Below are 19,442 nucleotides of genomic sequence, written 5' to 3'. Positions count from 1 at the left end.
TATTAAAATGATAAAAACTTTCCTTAATTTAAAATGACAAAAATTAGCCACGACTATTTTAATATAAATTGTGGCGAATTGTCATAAATTTTTAGAAATAAAATTGTTAAAAAAAGTGTTTCATAAATTTTGAAAAGAATTGTTATTGACACAATTAAAGGAGAAACATATAATTATTTTGATAATGATTATCAATTGCGACTAGTTGTTTTTAATAATAAAAATTTATGTAGGGGTGTAATAATGAAAAAATTACCAATGATTTTATTAACGTCGTCATTACTTTTAGCAGCGTGTGGAAATAACGGAGATAGTAGTAAAGATAGTTCTAATAAGAGCAATAATGATAGTGGGAATAAAGCCGAATTAAAAGAGGCTACTAAAAAATATGAAAAATACACAGACAAACAATTAGACGAGTTCTTAAAAGGAACACAACAATTTGTAGATGCTATTGATAACAATGATATGGATAAAGCTAAAGAATTATATCCTAAAGTACGTATGTATTATGAACGTTCTGAACCAGTTGCAGAAGCTTTTGGTGATTTAGATCCTAAAATTGATGCTCGTTTAGCAGATATGAAAGAAGAAAAGAAAGAAGACGAATGGACTGGTTATCATAAAATTGAAAAGCAACTTTACCAAGACAACAAAATTGATGATACAACTAAAAAAGATGCGAAACAATTACTTAAAGATGCCAAAGAATTACACGCTAAAGCAGATACTTTAGACATTACACCTAAATTAATGCTACAAGGTTCAGTAGATTTATTAAACGAAGTATCTACTTCTAAAATTACTGGTGAAGAAGAAATTTATTCACACACAGACTTATATGACTTCAAAGCTAATATTGAAGGAGCACAAAAAATCTATGAGTTATTCAAACCAACTTTAGAGAAAAAAGATAAAAAATTAAGTGCAGATATTCAAAAGAACTTTGATAAAGTAAATGAATTACTAGATAAATATAAAGATGGCGATGGTTATAAATCATATAATGATGTAACTAAGAAAGATAGAAAAGCACTTTCAGATGCTGTGAATTCATTAGGAGAACCGCTAAGTAAAATGGCCGTGGTTACTGAATGAGTAAACTAGACAATCAAAAGTCATCATCTGTAACTAGACGATCATTTTTAAAAATGATGGGTATAGGTGGCGCTGGTGTCGTTATAGGTGCTAGTGGTGCAGGAAGTGTGTTTTCATTTAAATCAATGTTTGACACTCCAGAAGATGAAGAAAAAGATGCTTACGAGTTTTATGGTAAAGTACAAGCGGGTGTTACTACACCAACACAGAAAACTTGTAATTTCGTATCCTTAGAACTGAAATCTAAAGATAAAAGTGCAATCAAGGATATGTTTAAAGAATGGACTAAGATGGCTGCCAATATGACAGATGGCGATACAGTAGAAAAAGATAGTAAAAATCCATTATTGCCACCTGTTGATACAGGTGAAGCTATTGGATTAGGTGCTAGTAAATTAACAATCACTTTTGGCGTAAGTAAATCATTTTTAAAAAAATTAGGTCTTTCTAATAAAATTAGAAAAGATTATAAAGATTTACCACATTTCCCAAATGACCAAATTACAGATGACTATAGTGATGGGGATATCATGATTCAAGCTTGTTCAAATGATGAGCAGGTAACGTTTCATGCTGTGCATAATTTAATTCGTCCATTTAGAGTTTTAATCAAAGTGAAATGGTCTCAAAATGGTTTTGTATCAGTCAAAGGAAAAGAAACACCTAGAAACTTAATGGCATTTAAAGATGGTACAGTCAATCCACGCAAAACAAATGAATATAAGGATTATGTATATATTGATGATGGTTGGGCTAAAAATGGTACATATTGCATTATACGTAGAATTCAAATTCATATTGAAACGTGGGATCGTACAGCACTAGAAGAACAAGAAGCTACATTTGGTAGAAAAAGAGCTTCTGGTGCACCGTTAACAGGTAAAAAAGAATTTGATGAAATGGATCTTAAAGCTAAAGATAGTACAGGGGAATATGTTATTCCTAAAGATGCACATGCGCGTTTAGCGAAAGAGGCTAAAACGTCAATAAAAAGACGTGCATATAACTATACGGCAGGAACAAATGAGAAAACAGGAAACTTAGAAACAGGTCTACTATTTATTTGTTTCCAAAAGTCTCCACAACAATTCATTGATATTCAAAATCATCTAGGACATCAAGACAAATTGAATGAATATATTACACATAGAGGAACTGCAACATTTATTGTATTACCAGGTGTACAAAAGGGAGGCTACCTAGGTGAATCGCTATTTAATTAAGATTGTTACTATTATCATTCTTGGGTTAACTATCTTTAAGTTTGCGCCTGCTTATGCCGAAACTTCTTCAATGAGCGAAACATATGTTGCTATTACAGATGCAAAATCAACAATAGAAGATAAAGATAAAAGTGCATCAGATAAATCTAAAGCACTAAAAGAAGTAAAAAAAGAAATCAAATCTTTAAAAATAAAAAATAGTAAAGAAGGCAAGAAAGTTAACAGTAAGTTGAAGGAAGTTGAAAATGCTTCATCAGATGAAACTAAAGCTGATAAACTTTCTGAGTTAACAAAGGCGCTTATTGCTTATGAAGATAAACAATCTTCAAAAGATGCTTCAGGAAAAATCAAAGAGTTAAAGCAAGCAGTTGATGCAAAAGATGCACCAATGAAAAAAGCAATCAAAGATAAAAATCAAACAGAGTTACAATCGCTTAACAATCAACTGAATACAATTTGGACAAGTAATGAAACCGTTATTCGTAATTATGATGACGGGAAATATGGCCAAATCGAAGTGAACTTAATGCAATTACGAGTTGCAGTGCAAAAAGAACCTTTAGATGTGGATAAAGTTAAATCTACATGGTCTACATTTAAAGATAGTATTGATACTGTTGATCAAAAGCAATCTGATACAGATTCAGATAAATACAAAGTAACTCAACTTAATGATGAATTAGATAAAGCTATCGCTGGAATCAATGATAATGATTTAGATAAAGCAGATGCGTCATTATCAAGATTTGTTAAAATATGGCCTTACGTTGAGGGTAAAATTCAAACTAAAAATAGTAGCTTATACACTAAAATAGAAGACAAAATTCCTTATTACCAAAGTATTTTAGATGATTCAAATAAAGATCGTGTGAAAAAAGGTCTACAAGAAATGAATACAGAAATTAAAGATACAGTTGGTCAAGGTGAATATTCTTTTGTTGATGTAATGATTATTTTCTTAAGAGAAGGTCTAGAAGTCTTATTAATTATCATGACGTTAACAACAATGACACGTAAAGTTAATGATGTTAAAGGTACATCAAGTGTTATTGGTGGTGGATTATTAGGGTTTGCTTTAAGTATTGGTCTAGGTATTGCCTTTATTTATACAATAGGTAATAATGGCGTTGTCAGAGAAGGTATGGAAGCGGTGCTCGGCATTGTTGCTGTTGTCTTAATGTACATTGTAGGTATTTGGATGCATCGTCGATCTAATGCACAACGTTGGAATGAAATGATTCAAAATATGTATAACAGTGCAATGAGCAATGGAAACTTAATACTTCTCGGTACTATTGGTCTTATCTCAGTATTAAGAGAAGGCGTTGAAGTTATCATATTCTATATGGGTATGATAGGTAGTATCACTACAAAAGATTTTATTCTAGGTATAGCACTAGCAATAGTAATACTAGTTATCTTTGCTTTTGCATTTAGATTTATTGTTAAATTAATCCCAGTACGCTTTATTTTCAGAGTATTATCCATATTAATATTTGTTATGACATTTAAAATGTTAGGTGTAAGTATTCAAAAATTACAATTACTAGGTTATATGTCCCAACATAGTATTGAAGGCTTACCAACAATTAGTTGGATTGGTTTTTATCCAAGTGTAGAAACAATTATTGCACAAGTGATTTTAATCATACTTATACTTGCATTTGTCTTAAAAAGACGTAAAAAATAAAAAAAGAATCTCGAGTGAAGTTATAATAACTAGACTTCATTCGAGATTTTTTGCCTTTTGTAAGTGATTTTAGCAATTAACATACTAAATTCAAATAAGATGATTAAAGGTAACGTTAATAGTAAATTAAGAACTAAATCTGGTGGTGCTATAATACTTGCTACAACAAAACAAGCAAAGTAAATATATTTACGATATTTTCCTAATTGATGAGGATCTATCAAACCAAAATGAGCTAATCCCATAAATAACACGGGTATTTGGAATAAAAATCCAAAGACAAGTAACCATCGTATTAATTCACCTAAGTATGCCTTTAAACCGATAATAGGTTCAATACTAAGAGCATCCGATAAATTAATTGAAAAATTAATAATAAGCGGAAACCCAATAAAGAAGGCAAATACAACACCAATTAAAAATAATCCAGCGCAAAAAATACTATATTTATATATAAATTTGCGTTCATAGTGGTGTAAACCTGGTGCAATAAATGCCCAAAGTTGGTAGAAGATGATGGGTGCGATGATACATACAGCTACTGAAAAGATAATCATAATATAAATTTGAATCGTTTCAGTAAAAGAAAATGTATGCAATGTTACATCTGAACGCTTTATATAATGTAAAAAAGGTTTAATCCACCAATGAGACGATATATAAATGATAATAGTTGCGACAATAAATGATATGAGTACGCGTACTAAGCGTTGTCTTAATTCAGTGAAGTGCTCTAGTAAAGTAGCACTATTTTGATTGTTCACGTTGTGATTTTGAAGATTTACTGGGAGTTTCTGTAGAATCTTCATCTATATTTTCAGCAGCTGATTTAAATTCTTTTAACGTAGATCCAATAGCACGACCAAATTGAGGTAATTTAGTTGGTCCAAAAATAATTAATGCAATAATACTTATAATGACAAGGCTTGTTGGTCCAGCGATTCCTAATACAAACATGTTTTCCATTTTTATCATCCTTTATAATAGTACTTGATTAATTATAACTTTATACTTATTGATAAAGATTATCAATAAATAATTTGGTTTTTGTAGTAATTTAATCGTCGTAGTTATATTAAATGCATTTCACTCAAAATAGTTTAATCGTCTTCAATTATTCTAGTTTATAATATATAATAAATGAAATATTCTGAAAAATAATATAGAGTATTGTTAAATTGCATTACTAAAGGGGGATTATCATATAATGAGACAAATTGAAGAAATTAATATTGAAGATGTTAAAGCACTTCAAAAAATAGCTATTGATACATTTTATGAAACATTTAAACCATATTATACTGAAGAAAATTTACAAAAGTTTTTTGAGGACGCATATAATATTGAAAAGTTAAAAACAGAATTAAACAATCCCGAATCTTTCCATTACTTTTTTAAAGAAAATAATGAAATTGTTGGATATACGAAATTTAATATTGATAACGCACAAACTGAACCTCATGGAGAAGATTACCTAGAAGTACAACGTATTTACTTCTATCAAACTCATCAAGGTGGAGGAAGAGGTAAAGAATTGATTAATTTAGCTGTAGAAAAAGCCAAATCATTTGGAAAATCTAAAATATGGCTTGGTGTGTGGGAACATAATCCAAATGCAATTCAATTTTATAAATCAAGAGGATTTGTTCAGACTGGTCAACATGAATTCTATACAGGTGATGTTGTTGATAGAGATATTATTATGGAAAAAGAATTATAATTTCAAATAATTGACTTTTATAATCAATTAAAAGTATTGAAATATTCGCATCTTAGTTCAAATTCAGATATAATGATGACGTTAATTTTTTAAATTATGTTTAAAATATATTGTTATAAATAAAAGATTTATCGTTGGAAAGGACGTATTAGATGCATTCATTGACGATTATTGTCACTTATTACAATTCAGAGGAATATATCCAAAATTGTATAGAAAGTATTAAGCAACAACGTACTCAGGACTTTGAGGTTATCATTGTAAACGATGGTTCTACCGATCAAACTGAGAGATTAATGAACGAGTCACTTAAAGATTATGATAAGAAAATCAATTACATTAAATTAGAAGAGAATCAAGGACATGCACATGCTCGTAATGTTGCAATGAAAGAAGTAGAAACACCTTATTTCATGTTTTTAGATGCAGATGATGAACTTGCATCTTATGCCATTACTTTTTATTTGGAAAAATTTAATTTCACTGATGGTTTAATAGCTCCTATACATTCGTTTACGCTTAAAAAGCCACAATTTGTTGATTTAGATAGAGTAAAAGTTAATTATTATGTTGGTAAAAGTAATATAAATTCATTTTTAAGAAAGCAAACAGCTTGTAATATTATTTTTAGAACAGCAATTGTAAAAGCACATCAATTGGAATTCAACGAATATTTGAGTGTATATACGGATTGGTCTTTCGTCATCGAATACTCTAAATATGTAAATAAATTCATGAGAATTACCAATTTCTCCTTCTACTATCGAGGAGAAGTATATGACCCATTCGAAGGTACAACATTGAGTGAACAAGACTTTGATATTTTATTCGAAGATTATGTCAAAATGTTCTACGATGCTATGAATCGTGTCACAATTAAAGAAACAAAAACATTCATTATTGACAAGTTGGAACAACAAATTGCAAGAGATTTTGATCCAACACATCATGATATTAAGAAAAGATATGCTGCACACAAAGAAACATTAGTTGAATTAGCACGTTATTTAAACGTTAATTTAATCAAACATCAACATCTTATTAATAAAATTGAGACGATTCTTCTGATTAATGATGACACTGACAAAGCGTTCCAAGTTAACCAGTTCAGAAAAACATTAAGACATGTGAAAAATATTGTCTTACGTAATAAAAATAAAAATCGTTCAGTTTATGAATTAACAGATAAACAAGAAAACGTAAAACCTAAAACGATTGTGTTTGAATCATTCGGTGGTAAAAATTATAGTGATAGTCCAAAATATATTTATGAATATATGCAAAAATATTATCCAAATTATCGTTATGTATGGTCATTTAAAAACCCAAATAACCATGTTATCCCAGGTGACGCTGAAGTGGTTAAGCGTAATTCAGAAGCATTTTATCAAGCTTATTCAGAAGCTAGTCACTGGGTTTCAAATGCAAGATTGCCTTTATATTTAAATAAAAAAGAAAATCAAACATACATCCAAACATGGCATGGTACACCATTAAAACGTTTAGCAAATGATATGAAAGTAGTTCGTATGCCAGGTACCACAACACCAAAATATAAACGTAATTTCAACCGTGAAACGTCAAGATGGGATTATTTAATCTCACCTAATAGATATTCATCAGAAATATTCAAAAGTGCGTTCTGGATGGATGAACCAAGAATTTTAGAAATTGGATATCCTAGAAATGATGTTTTAGTAAATAGAGCAGACGACGAAGAATTTAAAAATGAAATCAAAAAGAATTTAAACATTCCAGAAGATAAAAAAGTCATCATGTATGCACCTACTTGGAGAGATGATGAATTCGTAAGTAAAGGTAAGTATCTATTTGAATTAAAAATCGACTTAGACAACCTATACAACGAATTAGGAGAAGACTATGTCATTTTATTACGTATGCATTATTTAATTTCAAATGCTATCGATTTAACTGGATTTGAAAACTTTGCTATCGATGTATCAAATTATAATGATGTTTCAGAATTATTCTTAGTCAGTGATTGTCTAATCACAGATTACTCATCAGTAATGTTTGATTACGGCATTTTAAAACGTCCACAATTCTTCTTTGCATATGATATAGACAAGTATGATAAAGGTTTACGTGGATTCTATATGGATTATAAAAAAGATTTACCAGGTCCTATTTTTACTGAACCATACGGATTAGCTAAACAACTTAAAGACTTAGATAAAGTTCAACATGATTATCAAGATAAAATTGATGCCTTTTATAATCGATTCTGTTCAGTAGATGATGGTAAAGCATCACAATATATTGGTGAATTAATTCATAAAAATATTGAAGAATAAACTTTAATAAAATAACACGAAAAATTAATAAATTTAGGGTATAATATTTATGAGTAATTAAATATTATACCCTTTTTATATTCGTTTCTTTTTATGAAAAATACATGCTTAATTGTAGACCAAGACATTGGTGTGTTCATATATTTAAAAAGAGAGATAAATACAAAAAGGGTGAGAAGATGTTTTGGAAATAAAAAATATTATTTAGGAGGTTGTACTGATGAAAAAATTATATACGAGTTTGTTGGCATTATCACTTTTATTAGGTGCCACAGCATGTTCGAATGATGATAGCAACAAAGATAAAGACAACTCTAAAGATGAGTCATCTAAAACTGAACAAAAGGATAAAAAGTCAAATGATCATTCAAAAGATAAAACATCAAATAAAGATGATCAAAGCAATTCTAAGGAAAGTAAAGATGACCAAAATAATGATCAAAACGATGACCAAAACAATACAAGTGGTAATGATTCAACAAGTCAGAATCAAGATGATAATAGTGGAAATGATTCAAATCAACAAGCTAAAAGTACTGACAATTCAACTCAGCAATCTAATAATATGAATGACGCGAATACATCTAATAATAATTCAAACCAAACTGCTAGTAATACTAACAATCAAAAAACATCAAATCAATCTTCACAATCAACACAAAGTACAAGTGGTTACGTAGCACCATATCAATCAGAAAATGCCACATCAGTAGCTAGAAATTTATCAAAATCAAATGTTAATCAATCAACTGCATTAAAACAATTACCTAACTTCCAAACTGCTTTAGATTTAGCAAGACAAGAAGCAAATTTATATGGCAGTAGTAATAAAACGTATAATGACTATGCAATTGAAGGTGAGAATGCCAATTATAGATATGTATTTAGTTTCAAAGACCCACAACAAAATGGTGTTTATTCTATAGTTACTGTAAATAGCCAAGGCGAACCAGTTGTTGTTGACCCAGCTTATGGAAAATAAAAGTATGTTATTTCAAAATATATAGATATAAAAAAGGCGTATCATCAAATGTAAATACTTTGTGATACGCCTTTATAAGAACATTAGTTTCTAGTTATTTTAACTCTTTTTGAATTAGCTTCGTAAGATATTGTAAGGATTGATTATTTTTATTGATATACGGATTATCGTTTTTAGGAATCATATCTGTTACTAAATCATTTAGTAATAAATCAGGATCCGTATACCAAACATTAGCTAAGCTTTTCATCACACGATTATAAATACCTCGCTCTTCTTTGTATTGGTCATGATAAGGTGTATATAAGCATACACGTTTATCAATTGTTAGTGCATCAAATACTATAGATGAATAATCTGTAAGTACGATATCAGAAATAAGTAGTAAATCTTGAGTTTCTATTCCTTTTTGAGGAATAATCACTTCATCAGGTAAGTTTACGGTTTGACTACTTTCGACATGACCTTTAAATATAACGTTATATTTATCCAATAATTGGTCGGTGATTGGTAATGTTGGGTCTAACTCATTATTTGATAACCAAGTTGGAGCATAAAGTAATATTGGTTTATTTAGATCGCAATTTAAGTCGCGTTTGAGTTGTTCATAAAATGATGACTCACTTAGTTTGTTTAGTAAATATTGCACGCGTGGATAACCAATAGGTAACACTTCAGTATCATGAGTAGGGAAAGCTGTATGGAACATATCCATAGCAAATTTTGAATCACATACTAAGTAATCTTGTTTAGCTAACTTGTTATATTTACGAGCTCTATAATTATATATATTTAAGTTTTGGTTTGGTTCATGACTATCTAAAAATAATTTTTTAATTGGAGTACCATGCCAAAGTTGAATAATAGTACCATTTGGTTTGATGTCATCTGGAATATAACTTTCCGTGACAACTACTTTAGCAGTTTCTATCATAGATTTTGTTTCAGAATCCTCAGGTGATATAAAATGTGGCCCTTGTCTATCATTTGTCACAAAATAAGTATTGATGGTTGGATTTCTCTTAACAAAATAATTAAATAAGTATTTAGAATTACCACGATAACCATAATCAAATCCCATAAAGACAACATGTTCTTTAAGCAATGACTTATCTTTATCATAGATATAACTTAATTCTCTATGTTTTTTTAAAGAATGATTTTTAAATGGTTTGAACATCCACTTAGGTAATCTGAATTTTGTACTTAACAATACAGAATCTGAGTATCTTAATTCACTATGATCATTATAAGTAAATCTAGGGAATGGGATTTTTTGACGATGTTCATATGCGATTTTGTTTAAATAAAATTGATTTATTTTACTAATATTATTTTTATCAATAGATGACCAAAGTTGACTACTAGTATAAATAGGTGTTTTAAAATCAAAGACAACATGTCCATCTACTGCAAGTTGGCCTTTTAAAATGGTTACTAAAGCTAAATCAAAAATAGTCTCAATATTAAATTTTTCAAGATGAACTAGGGCAGATTTAATTTCATAAATCACATTAGGAAAGTGATTAATATTTTTAACCCAATCTATAAAATCAACTGTTTCTAACCCAAAATATCTGCAATCATTTAAATAGGTTTTATCTATTGTATAATCAACAATAATTGAAGTGCTCTTTAATTCAACAGCATCAAGCATTTTTTGATGAAGCATTATATCATTAGAGTATGGAACAAAATGTGTATATCCTTCATCTAAAGCTTTCATAAGTTGAATATCTAAGTTTTCTAAACTAGTTATATTAATTTGCTTTATCATATCGCTGACCTCTTTAGGCTAAATTTATTCTTCTTATTTTATCATGTGTAACACATTAATTCATAATGAGGACGTTTAACGATTTATGTAAGCGTTATCATTACAAGCTTTTGAGACAAAAATAAAGAATAAAAAAATAAAGGGAAATAATTGGGCAAAACTATAAAATCAATGTTGTAATTTTAACGATAAGATGATATATTTTAATTGTGAAAAAGTTCACAAGTTATAAATGAATTCAATTTGAAGAAGACTCACAATCAAAGATAATAAATATTTTTATTTTGATATAACTCTAGCTAGAGACAAACAAATTTAAAGTAAAGGAAGAGTCATACTATGTTAGTAAATTCATTCAATCCATTTGATAATTTAGTGTTATCAAGTATTATTGCTGCAGTACCAATTATCTTATTTTTATTATGTTTAACTGTTTTCAAAATGAAAGGGATTTATGCTGCTATAACAACATTAGTCGTTACTTTATTGATTGCAATTCCATTCTTTAAATTACCTGTAGGAATTGCTTCAGGTGCGGTAGTGGAAGGTTTCTTCCAAGGTATTATTCCAATTGGTTATATTGTAATGATGGCTGTATTACTATATAAAATCACATTAGAATCTGGACAATTTTCTACGATTCAAGATAGTATTACAAGTATTTCTCAAGACCAACGTATCCAGTTATTATTGATAGGTTTTTCATTTAATGCCTTTTTAGAAGGGGCAGCAGGATTTGGTGTTCCGATTGCAATTTGTGCTTTATTATTAGCGCAATTGGGCTTTAAACCTTTACAAGCTGCTATGTTGTGTTTAGTAGCTAACGCAGCTTCAGGTGCATTTGGTGCCATTGGTATTCCAGTGGGGATTGTTGATACACTTCATTTACCTGGTGGTGTAACAGCAATGGGAGTATCCCAAACATCAGTATTTACTTTAGTTATTATTAACTTCTTCATACCATTTTTATTAATCTTTATAATTGATGGTTTTAAAGGAATTAAAGAAACATTACCTTCAATATTAGTCGTTTCTATTACGTATACTGTATTACAAGCTTTACTAACTGTATTTAATGGACCAGAATTAGCAGATATTATTCCTCCATTAGCATCAATGTTAGCTTTAGCTTTATTCTCAAGAAAATTCCAACCGAAACATACATTTAGAATACAAAAAGATGTTGAACCTGAACCAGTTAAACATCATAGCGCAAAATCAATTTTCTATGCATGGAGCCCATTTGTTATCTTAACAGTTATCGTTATGATTTGGAGCGCACCATCATTTAAAAATTTATTCTTACCTAATGGTAAACTTTCTGGATTAGTATTTAACTTTAATTTACCGGGAACATTTAGTGAAGTTGCACATAAACCAATTACATTATCATTAAATCTTATAGGTCAAACTGGTACTGCGATTTTAATCACTATTATTATTACAGTATTAATGTCTAAAAAAGTTGGCTTTGGTGATGCGGGACGTTTATTCGGTGTAACTTTCAAAGAATTATGGTTACCTATTTTAACAATTTGCTTCATATTAGCTATTTCTAAAATAACTACTTATGGTGGATTAAGTAGTGCAATGGGTCAAGGTATTGCTAAAGCTGGAAACGTATTCCCATTACTTTCTCCAATATTAGGTTGGATTGGCGTGTTCATGACTGGATCAGTAGTTAATAACAACTCATTATTTGCGCCTATCCAAGCATCTGTAGCACAACAAATTGGTACGAGTGGTTCATTACTTGTTGCTTCTAATACAGTTGGTGGGGTTGCAGCTAAATTAATTTCACCACAATCTATTGCTATTGCAACTGCAGCTGTTAAAGAAGTAGGTAAAGAATCTGAATTACTAAAAATGACTTTGAGATATAGTATTGGCTTACTAATATTCATCTGTATTTGGACATTTATCTTATCAGTATTATTATAAAATTAAATTTAGTAGTTAAACTTAAAAAACTGATTTCTCATATATCGGGAAATCAGTTTTTTGTATATTATTAATATGCTTTTTAAGGTGTCTTGACGTATATACTGTTAAAAATTTTAAAGCTAATATTAATTAATAATGTACTTTAGCTGAACATTTTCATGAAATCTTTATAAACAGCTTCGGCAGTATAATTTTCTAGCGTATGTCGACCCTCATTGATGATATATTGGAGTTCACTATCATTATGCATCGTTAAATCAATTCGTTTAGCCAATTGAGATGTATCATCATGTTCTACTAAATAACCATTTTTACCATTTTTAATAATAGAATCAGGGCCAGTATTACCAGCAAAGCTAATGACAATGTTATCTTGAGCCATCGCTTCAAGTAAGACCATACCAAAGCCTTCATTTCTTGATGGAACGACAGTAATTTTACTTTGAGCAAGCTTTTGATCAAGTTTAGGTGTTGATGGATAAAGTTCGACAATATCTTGTAAATGATATTGATTTATAAATTGAATTAATGAATCTTTTTCTTGTCCATCGCCATATAAGTGCAATACATAGTTTAAATGTCTCAAATCGTCTTGAATTAATCTAATGCTTTCTAATAAAAGATCGAATCCTTTTTCATATTCTAATCTTCCTGCAGCAATAATAATATTTTTCTTTTGAGAAGCAATTCTCTTGTTATCAATGATATTAGGTATAACATAAACAGGTGTTTTTAGTTTTGATTGATAAATATCGCGATCTGCTGAAGTTAAAGTTGTGACTTTATTGATTTCTCGATATGCATTAATGATTTGATTTTGATACTTTGTATCATGTGCATTGAAATTCATATGTTCCATAGCGATAGTTGTAACTTTTTTATTTTGATATTTAGCGATTAAAATATTAAAACTTGCTCTTGTACCTATGAGAACATCCGTAGAAACATGTTTAATAGCTTTTATCATTTTCTTCTCAACATAACTCGAAAATTGATTAAGTCCAGGTTCATACTGTGATAATTGTTTAGGTTTTAAGAACGGTGTATATTTTTTAATACGATTCGCAATAATAGCATTAATATTAGATGGTTTCATACGGTAATCAATTAATACTTTAATATTGATATCTTTATGCAATTTGAAATAGGGTTTGTCGGCACCTCTGAAGACAGAAATAATAGTAACTGGATGACCTTTTTCAGCTAATGCATTAGCAAGTTGTGAAATAGATTTAACCGTTCCGCCCATTGCATAGATGTTATGCATGAAAAATGTGAACGACTTCATTTGAACACCTCTTAATTTTTATGAATTTATATTGATTATATCATGACATAGTTCACAAATGAGTTAAATGAATATGTTAAAATATAAGTATTAACAATAAATGAGATATATCATTTTGATCTATGTGTGATGTTACTAAGAAATTGACATTTTCAAATAGGTGTTTATTTCATTTAAGTATTGATTATATGGTACAATATTAAATGTTTTAAGTGTCATATTTTAGGTAATGTATTGAGTAATTATGACTAGATTACATTAATTATAAATCTAAAATAAAAGTTGTTTAGAATTAATGGAAATCGTTGATTTTATTTTTTTACCTATTTAGAAAGCGCTTTAATATAAATCTAGGTCATTTGATAGTTTTATTAATCAACTAAAAAAGGGGGACTGTATTTGTTATGAGTACACAACATAGCAAAACAGATGTCATCTTAATCGGTGGCGGTATCATGAGTGCAACGTTAGGAACATTATTGAAAGAATTATCACCTGATAAAGAAATTAAAATATTTGAAAAGTTGAATCAACCCGGTGAAGAAAGTTCAAATGTTTGGAATAATGCTGGTACAGGGCATTCAGCATTATGTGAGTTGAATTATACTAAAGAAGGTAAAGATGGATCTGTAGATATTACTAAAGCGATTAAAATCAACGAGCAGTTTCAAATTTCTAAACAGTTTTGGGCTTATTTAGTTAGAACAGGACAATTAGAAAATCCAGAAAACTTTATTAAAACAGTACCTCATATGAGCTTCGTTAAAGGTGCGAATAATGTTGATTTCTTAAAAAGACGTGTTGAAAGTCTTCAAAAGAATGTTTTATTTAGTAAAATGGAAATTTCTGAAGATAAAAATAAAATTGCTGAATGGGTAACTCTCATGATGGAAGGTAGAACAGACGAAGAACCAATTGCTATCACTTATGATGAAACTGGTACAGATGTTAACTTTGGAGCTCTAACTAAAAAGTTATTTAGTAATTTACAACAAAAAAATGTAGATATTAATTATAAACATGAAGTTTTAGATGTAACTAAACAAAATGATGGAACTTGGTTAGTTGAGGTTAAAAACTTAGCTAATAATCAAGTTACAACTTATGAAACTGATTTCGTATTTATTGGTGCTGGAGGTGCAAGCCTACCATTACTACAAAAAACTGGAATTAAAGAATCTAAACATATCGGTGGCTTCCCAGTTAGTGGCTTATTCTTAAGATGTAAAAATCCGGATGTTATTAAACGTCATCATGCAAAAGTTTATGGTAAAGCTGAGGTGGGTGCGCCACCTATGTCAGTACCGCATTTAGATACACGATTTGTAAATGGTGAACGTTCATTACTATTTGGACCATTTGCAGGTTTCTCACCAAAATTCTTAAAAACTGGATCATATTTAGATTTAATTAAATCAGTGAAACCTAATAATATCGTTACGATGTTAACTGCAGGTGTTAAAGAATTTGACTTAACAAAATATTTAGTATCACAATTAATGCTTTCTAATGAGGAAAGAATAGATGACTTACGTGTATTCTTACCAAATGCTAAAGATGAAGATTGGGAAGTTATTACTGCAGGACAACGTGTTCAAGTGATTAAAGATACTAAAGATTCAAAAGGTAATTTACAATTTGGTACTGAAGTAATTACATCAGAAGACGGTACGTTAGCTGCTTTACTTGGTGCATCACCAGGTGCATCTACTGCTGTAGATATTATGTTCGATGTACTTCAAAAATGTTATAAAGATGACTTTGACAGTTGGGAATCTGCTATAAAAGAAATGGTTCCTTCATTCGGATTAAAATTAACTGAACATGAAGATGTTTATCATGCTGTTAATAAAGAAATAGTTAAATATTTGAAAGTTAAATAAATAGTAAAGAGGCTGGGACATAAATCCAAAATAATAGCACTAAGGTGATTTATGTTAATAATCTTAGTACTTTCTTTATGCCAATACTTCGTATTGTATGGCTACGCTATGCCCAACTTGCTTTGCTTGTAGAAACTGATTTAATCAGTTTCTCTGTGTTGGGTCCCTTCCTATGGTACAGTTTCAGCCAGAAATACTACACAGATAAATTTGTGAGAATTTCTAAGGTCTTCAACTAGTACTGTTCCCTCAGGAGTCTTGCCATAAATACTACGTATTTATATGTGATTTCATATTAAAAAATTAAAGAAGTAATAAAAAGGTAATTTCTATTAAAATAAAATAGAAATTACCTTTTTTCATTTGTCCAAGAACTTTATGTCCCAGATCCTTGTTTATTTGGAATGCGAGTTTTTAAGTTGTTGGTTTATTTTTAAAATTTCTTTCTTAGTTTTTATATAGCTAACAAACCAAATAATAATATAAATAATGATAAAGGTGAATGTGAAGAAAACTAAACTATCATATTTTAATGGGAACCATCCGGCTAAAATAGCTAGTATGGTAAAAGGGAAATAGCTACAAATAAAATGGACAATAGTAGCTTTTGTAATACCCCAATCAGTTGCACTAAATATCAAATTATTAATAGAGAATAATAAACCTATTAGCATCCAAATGAGGATAGATAAAAGCATGATGATTGGTTCTGTTAAATGTTGGTAATAAATTTTGCCTATTGTAGATACTGGTGATAATGGATGATAATTCCCCTCAGCATAAAGATAACTAAATATAATAGACAAACTTAATCCAATCATTAAACTAATGAATAGAGATTTATAAATATTTTTCATAATGATAATCTCTCCTTTATAGATTTTAAATATCTTCTAGAGGAGTATGTAAAATCATTATCTAAGTTATTTAAATAAATGCGAATCAATCCATTAGGTTCTAATTGAAGTTTTATAATTGCATCGCGATTTACGATTTCAGACTTGGATATACGAATAAATGATGTTGGCAAATGTTGCTCTAATTCATAAAGTCTATATTTGATGTAATAGATTTCGCCTTTTGTAATAGCTATAACTTGTTTATTAAAAGTACGAAATGTAGTGATATTTTCTATTTTCAAATTATAAATATCTTCTTCTTGTCTTCCATTGATTTCAGTTAATTTTTCAATATTTTGGACGGCTTCAATGATGTGATTAATATCATTATCCATACTAGGGGAATGAATCTCTACAAAACGCTCTTTTTCTTTAGGACTGATAAATAACTTTAATTGCACAATGTTAACCTCCTCTATACATCATATTTAATCATGAATTAAGTATATATACCTCTAAATTGAGATATGTGGTAGCTATATAAAGATATGCGGTTAAAATATAATCATATTAACCGCATATCGTATATTATAGGCTATTTAAGTGTTAGGTAATTGAATCGTAAATGTAGTTCCTTCTTGTTGAGTGCTTGAGACGTAAATTTTACCGTGATGAAGTTTAATAATTGATTCTGTAATTGCCAAACCTAAGCCATTACTATTGTTATCATGGCTAAGTTTATAAAAGCGTTCAAACATTCGTGATTGTTGTGTTTCGCTTATAACATCACCATGATTAGTAACTTGAATTAAAACATGTTGTGATGTTTGCGTTAATGCAATGTTAATAACTGAATCGTGATAAGCATACTTAATGGCGTTGATAATAAGATTATTTATAGCTTGGTGTAATAGTCTTTCATTTCCAAGGAAATAAATAGATTCCAAGTTAGACATTATCATTAATGACTTATTATCTAGTGCGAAATGTTCATGTCGAATAATGTCTTTGATCAATATATTAAGTTGTATATTGTCTGAAAATGTAAGATGTTGTGCATTATCAAGTTCCGATAATAATAACAATTCTCTTGTTAAATCACTAAGTTGAGTTGTAATTTGATTGATTTCTTCTATTTTATTTTGTCGTTTATTTTCATTATCGGTTTGTTCTAAATCCACTAATAATTGTTTAATATGAGTTAGGGGCGTTTTGATCTCGTGAGAAACATTCTGTACAAAGTGTTGTCGCATTTCATCAACTTGCTTTAAAGATTGTCTCATTGTGTCAAAACGATATTGTAATGTGCCGATTTCGTCTTTTCGTGTTTGTTTAATCGGCGTGTTAAAATCTCCATTCATTAATCTTTCTGTACCACGTTTCAATTGTTTTACAGGTCTTACTATAGAATAGGTAGAAGCTATAACTAACGAGATTGAAATTATCAACAATAATGCTAATAGCACTGCTAAAAATATTCTGAATTCGCTAAATGTTTCCCCTATATCAGGACGCATAAATACTGCAATAGCTTGATGATTATTTTTAAATTGAAGACCTACAGTATTATCAGTTTCATTATCAAAGAAACCAGTTACAAAAAGTTTAAAAGGCTTCTCTTTTATCCCATGATAAGTATCGCCGTGTAAAACTTTTTGGATATCATGTTTGGGTAAGCTATCCTTTCTAAAAGGAGCGCCATAAAAGTGTTTGTTACCATGTTGATCAACAGTCATAATTTGATAATTCATATCTCCCAAGTGTTTAAAATATGTATTAATATGTTCAAATGATTGTTTATCTTCAAATTCCTTAGCTTCTTTTAATGTCTTCATAATTTTCGCATCATTAGAGGGTTTTAGATTAAAATGATAATAAATGTTTGTGAAAATAAAACTGATAAACGCACTAAATAAAATGACGACGATTGTATATACAGCAATTCGAATATATAAAGATTTAAACATTTACTTCCACCTTATATCCTTGTCCACGAACTGTTTTAATTGTGACATTAGAATGTAATTGAGCTAAACGTTGTCGTAAACGCTTAATATGGACATCAACTGTTCTTTCATCACCTTCATAATCAAACCCCCATATTTTTTCAATAAGATGCTCTCTTGTAAGTATTTGCTTCTTATTAGTGGCTAATAGAAAAAGAAGTTGAAATTCCTTATTCGGTAACATCATCGTTTTATCGTTTACTATAACTTCCATATACGCTTGTTGGAGTGTTAAATCACCTATTACTAATTGTTCTTCTGCATGTATATCATATCTACGTAAAACAGCTTTAATACGAAATATGAGTTCTTTGACTTCAAATGGCTTCGTTAAGTAGTCATCCGTACCACTTAGAAATGCTCGTTCTTTATCACTTAGTGCATCTCTTGCAGTCAACATAATGACAGGTAACTCAAAATCTTCTTTGATAATTTGACATAATTCAAACCCGTCCATACCTTCCATCATAATATCGACAATAGCAATATCTATTTGATTACGATTTAAACATTCAAGTGCATCTTTAGCATTCATTTGAGTATAAGTTTGAAAGTGTTCTTTTTCTAAATGTGTCGAGACATAATTTAATATTTTTAAATCATCATCGACGATAAGACAGCGATTCATATACACACTCCTATCTTTTTTACTTAATTATACTATGAGCAAAATTTAT

General features: G+C 29.5%; 16 protein-coding genes. 8 read left to right on the top strand and 8 right to left on the bottom strand.

The genetic code is table 11. The annotated features are described in order from the left end of the window. Positions 1-243 precede the first annotated feature (243 nt). From efeO to CD121_RS10825, 3 genes are read left to right on the top strand one after another with little or no spacing between them, the layout of a single operon-like run. Complete coding sequence (gene efeO / locus CD121_RS10835) at positions 244-1,098, top strand: iron uptake system protein EfeO (protein ID WP_029055778.1); 855 nt, start codon at positions 244-246, stop codon at positions 1,096-1,098. Further along, positions 1,095-2,321 (top strand): iron uptake transporter deferrochelatase/peroxidase subunit, encoded by a 1,227-nt coding sequence (gene efeB, locus CD121_RS10830; protein ID WP_126568267.1) that lies wholly within the window; start codon positions 1,095-1,097, stop codon positions 2,319-2,321. Before efeO ends, efeB begins: the two co-directional genes overlap by 4 nt. After that, positions 2,302-4,011, top strand: coding sequence for an FTR1 family protein (locus tag CD121_RS10825; RefSeq protein ID WP_126568264.1), 1,710 nt, complete (start codon positions 2,302-2,304; stop codon positions 4,009-4,011). The genes efeB and CD121_RS10825 overlap by 20 nt, the downstream gene beginning before the upstream one ends. Before the next feature lie 29 nt (positions 4,012-4,040). Here CD121_RS10825 and tatC read toward each other — a convergent pair whose 3' ends face one another. Further along, on the bottom strand, positions 4,041-4,775 hold the full coding sequence (tatC, locus tag CD121_RS10820) for a twin-arginine translocase subunit TatC (RefSeq protein WP_017636816.1): 735 nt from the start codon (positions 4,773-4,775) through the stop codon (positions 4,041-4,043). After that, positions 4,759-4,977, bottom strand: coding sequence for a twin-arginine translocase TatA/TatE family subunit (gene tatA, locus CD121_RS10815; RefSeq protein ID WP_017636815.1), 219 nt, complete (start codon positions 4,975-4,977; stop codon positions 4,759-4,761). The genes tatC and tatA overlap by 17 nt, the downstream gene beginning before the upstream one ends. Positions 4,978-5,215: 238 nt before the next feature. Between tatA and CD121_RS10810 the strand changes: the two genes are divergently transcribed. From CD121_RS10810 to CD121_RS10800, 3 genes are all read left to right on the top strand, one after another. Then, complete coding sequence (locus CD121_RS10810; RefSeq protein WP_181299901.1) at positions 5,216-5,731, top strand: GNAT family N-acetyltransferase; 516 nt, start codon at positions 5,216-5,218, stop codon at positions 5,729-5,731. Between the two features lie 152 nt (positions 5,732-5,883). After that, complete coding sequence (locus CD121_RS10805; RefSeq protein WP_126568261.1) at positions 5,884-8,046, top strand: bifunctional glycosyltransferase/CDP-glycerol:glycerophosphate glycerophosphotransferase; 2,163 nt, start codon at positions 5,884-5,886, stop codon at positions 8,044-8,046. Positions 8,047-8,266: 220 nt separating this feature from the next. Continuing rightward, on the top strand, positions 8,267-9,028 hold the full coding sequence (locus CD121_RS10800) for a hypothetical protein (RefSeq protein WP_046467087.1): 762 nt from the start codon (positions 8,267-8,269) through the stop codon (positions 9,026-9,028). Between the two features lie 94 nt (positions 9,029-9,122). Here the strand turns inward: CD121_RS10800 and CD121_RS10795 are convergent, their stop codons facing one another. Further along, entirely contained in the window at positions 9,123-10,805 is a 1,683-nt protein-coding gene (locus CD121_RS10795; RefSeq protein WP_046467088.1) for a CDP-glycerol glycerophosphotransferase family protein, read from the bottom strand. Positions 10,806-11,144: 339 nt separating this feature from the next. On the opposite strand from CD121_RS10795, the gene CD121_RS10790 reads away from it, so the two are divergent. Next, positions 11,145-12,746, top strand: a complete 1,602-nt coding sequence (locus CD121_RS10790; protein ID WP_029055783.1) for an L-lactate permease — start codon at positions 11,145-11,147, stop codon at positions 12,744-12,746. 145 nt (positions 12,747-12,891) lie between these two features. On the opposite strand, the gene CD121_RS10785 is transcribed toward CD121_RS10790, so the two are convergent. Continuing rightward, positions 12,892-14,037 carry a glycosyltransferase family 4 protein gene (locus CD121_RS10785; protein ID WP_017636519.1) on the bottom strand — a complete coding sequence of 382 codons (1,146 nt, stop codon included), beginning with the start codon at positions 14,035-14,037 and terminating at the stop codon, positions 12,892-12,894. A gap of 404 nt (positions 14,038-14,441) precedes the next feature. Between CD121_RS10785 and mqo the strand changes: the two genes are divergently transcribed. Continuing rightward, positions 14,442-15,920, top strand: a complete 1,479-nt coding sequence (gene mqo / locus CD121_RS10780) for a malate dehydrogenase (quinone) (RefSeq protein ID WP_126568259.1) — start codon at positions 14,442-14,444, stop codon at positions 15,918-15,920. 395 nt (positions 15,921-16,315) lie between these two features. On the opposite strand, the gene CD121_RS10775 is transcribed toward mqo, so the two are convergent. The 4 genes from CD121_RS10775 to CD121_RS10760 form a co-directional block, all read right to left on the bottom strand. Next, positions 16,316-16,777 carry a DUF3021 domain-containing protein gene (locus tag CD121_RS10775; RefSeq protein ID WP_126568256.1) on the bottom strand — a complete coding sequence of 154 codons (462 nt, stop codon included), beginning with the start codon at positions 16,775-16,777 and terminating at the stop codon, positions 16,316-16,318. Next, a complete protein-coding gene (locus tag CD121_RS10770) occupies positions 16,774-17,223 on the bottom strand; it encodes a LytTR family DNA-binding domain-containing protein (RefSeq protein WP_232159957.1) in 450 nt (149 codons plus the stop codon). Before CD121_RS10770 ends, CD121_RS10775 begins: the two co-directional genes overlap by 4 nt. Positions 17,224-17,358: 135 nt before the next feature. Continuing rightward, a complete protein-coding gene (locus tag CD121_RS12565; protein WP_126568254.1) occupies positions 17,359-18,726 on the bottom strand; it encodes a sensor histidine kinase in 1,368 nt (455 codons plus the stop codon). Then, complete coding sequence (locus tag CD121_RS10760; protein ID WP_108000680.1) at positions 18,719-19,393, bottom strand: response regulator transcription factor; 675 nt, start codon at positions 19,391-19,393, stop codon at positions 18,719-18,721. Before CD121_RS10760 ends, CD121_RS12565 begins: the two co-directional genes overlap by 8 nt. Between the last annotated feature and the right edge of the window lie 49 nt (positions 19,394-19,442).

The organism is Staphylococcus pasteuri (assembly GCF_003970495.1).
GTDB classification, from domain to species: Bacteria; Bacillota; Bacilli; order Staphylococcales; family Staphylococcaceae; genus Staphylococcus; species Staphylococcus pasteuri.
Note: the sequence above shows the minus strand (reverse complement) of the source record. Positions and strands in the feature narration are given on the sequence as shown.

Excerpts from the sequence above, each read along its gene's own strand:
- efeO (WP_029055778.1), top strand. The coding sequence starts at position 244 with ATGAAAAAATTACCAATGATTTTATTAACGTCGTCATTACTTTTAGCA.
- efeB (WP_126568267.1), top strand. The coding sequence starts at position 1,095 with ATGAGTAAACTAGACAATCAAAAGTCATCATCTGTAACTAGACGATCA.
- tatA (WP_017636815.1), bottom strand. The coding sequence starts at position 4,977 with ATGGAAAACATGTTTGTATTAGGAATCGCTGGACCAACAAGCCTTGTC.
- CD121_RS10805 (WP_126568261.1), top strand. The coding sequence starts at position 5,884 with ATGCATTCATTGACGATTATTGTCACTTATTACAATTCAGAGGAATAT.
- CD121_RS10800 (WP_046467087.1), top strand. The coding sequence starts at position 8,267 with ATGAAAAAATTATATACGAGTTTGTTGGCATTATCACTTTTATTAGGT.
- CD121_RS10795 (WP_046467088.1), bottom strand. The coding sequence starts at position 10,805 with ATGATAAAGCAAATTAATATAACTAGTTTAGAAAACTTAGATATTCAA.
- CD121_RS10790 (WP_029055783.1), top strand. The coding sequence starts at position 11,145 with ATGTTAGTAAATTCATTCAATCCATTTGATAATTTAGTGTTATCAAGT.
- CD121_RS10785 (WP_017636519.1), bottom strand. The coding sequence starts at position 14,037 with ATGAAGTCGTTCACATTTTTCATGCATAACATCTATGCAATGGGCGGA.
- mqo (WP_126568259.1), top strand. The coding sequence starts at position 14,442 with ATGAGTACACAACATAGCAAAACAGATGTCATCTTAATCGGTGGCGGT.
- CD121_RS10775 (WP_126568256.1), bottom strand. The coding sequence starts at position 16,777 with ATGAAAAATATTTATAAATCTCTATTCATTAGTTTAATGATTGGATTA.
- CD121_RS12565 (WP_126568254.1), bottom strand. The coding sequence starts at position 18,726 with ATGTTTAAATCTTTATATATTCGAATTGCTGTATATACAATCGTCGTC.
- CD121_RS10760 (WP_108000680.1), bottom strand. The coding sequence starts at position 19,393 with ATGAATCGCTGTCTTATCGTCGATGATGATTTAAAAATATTAAATTAT.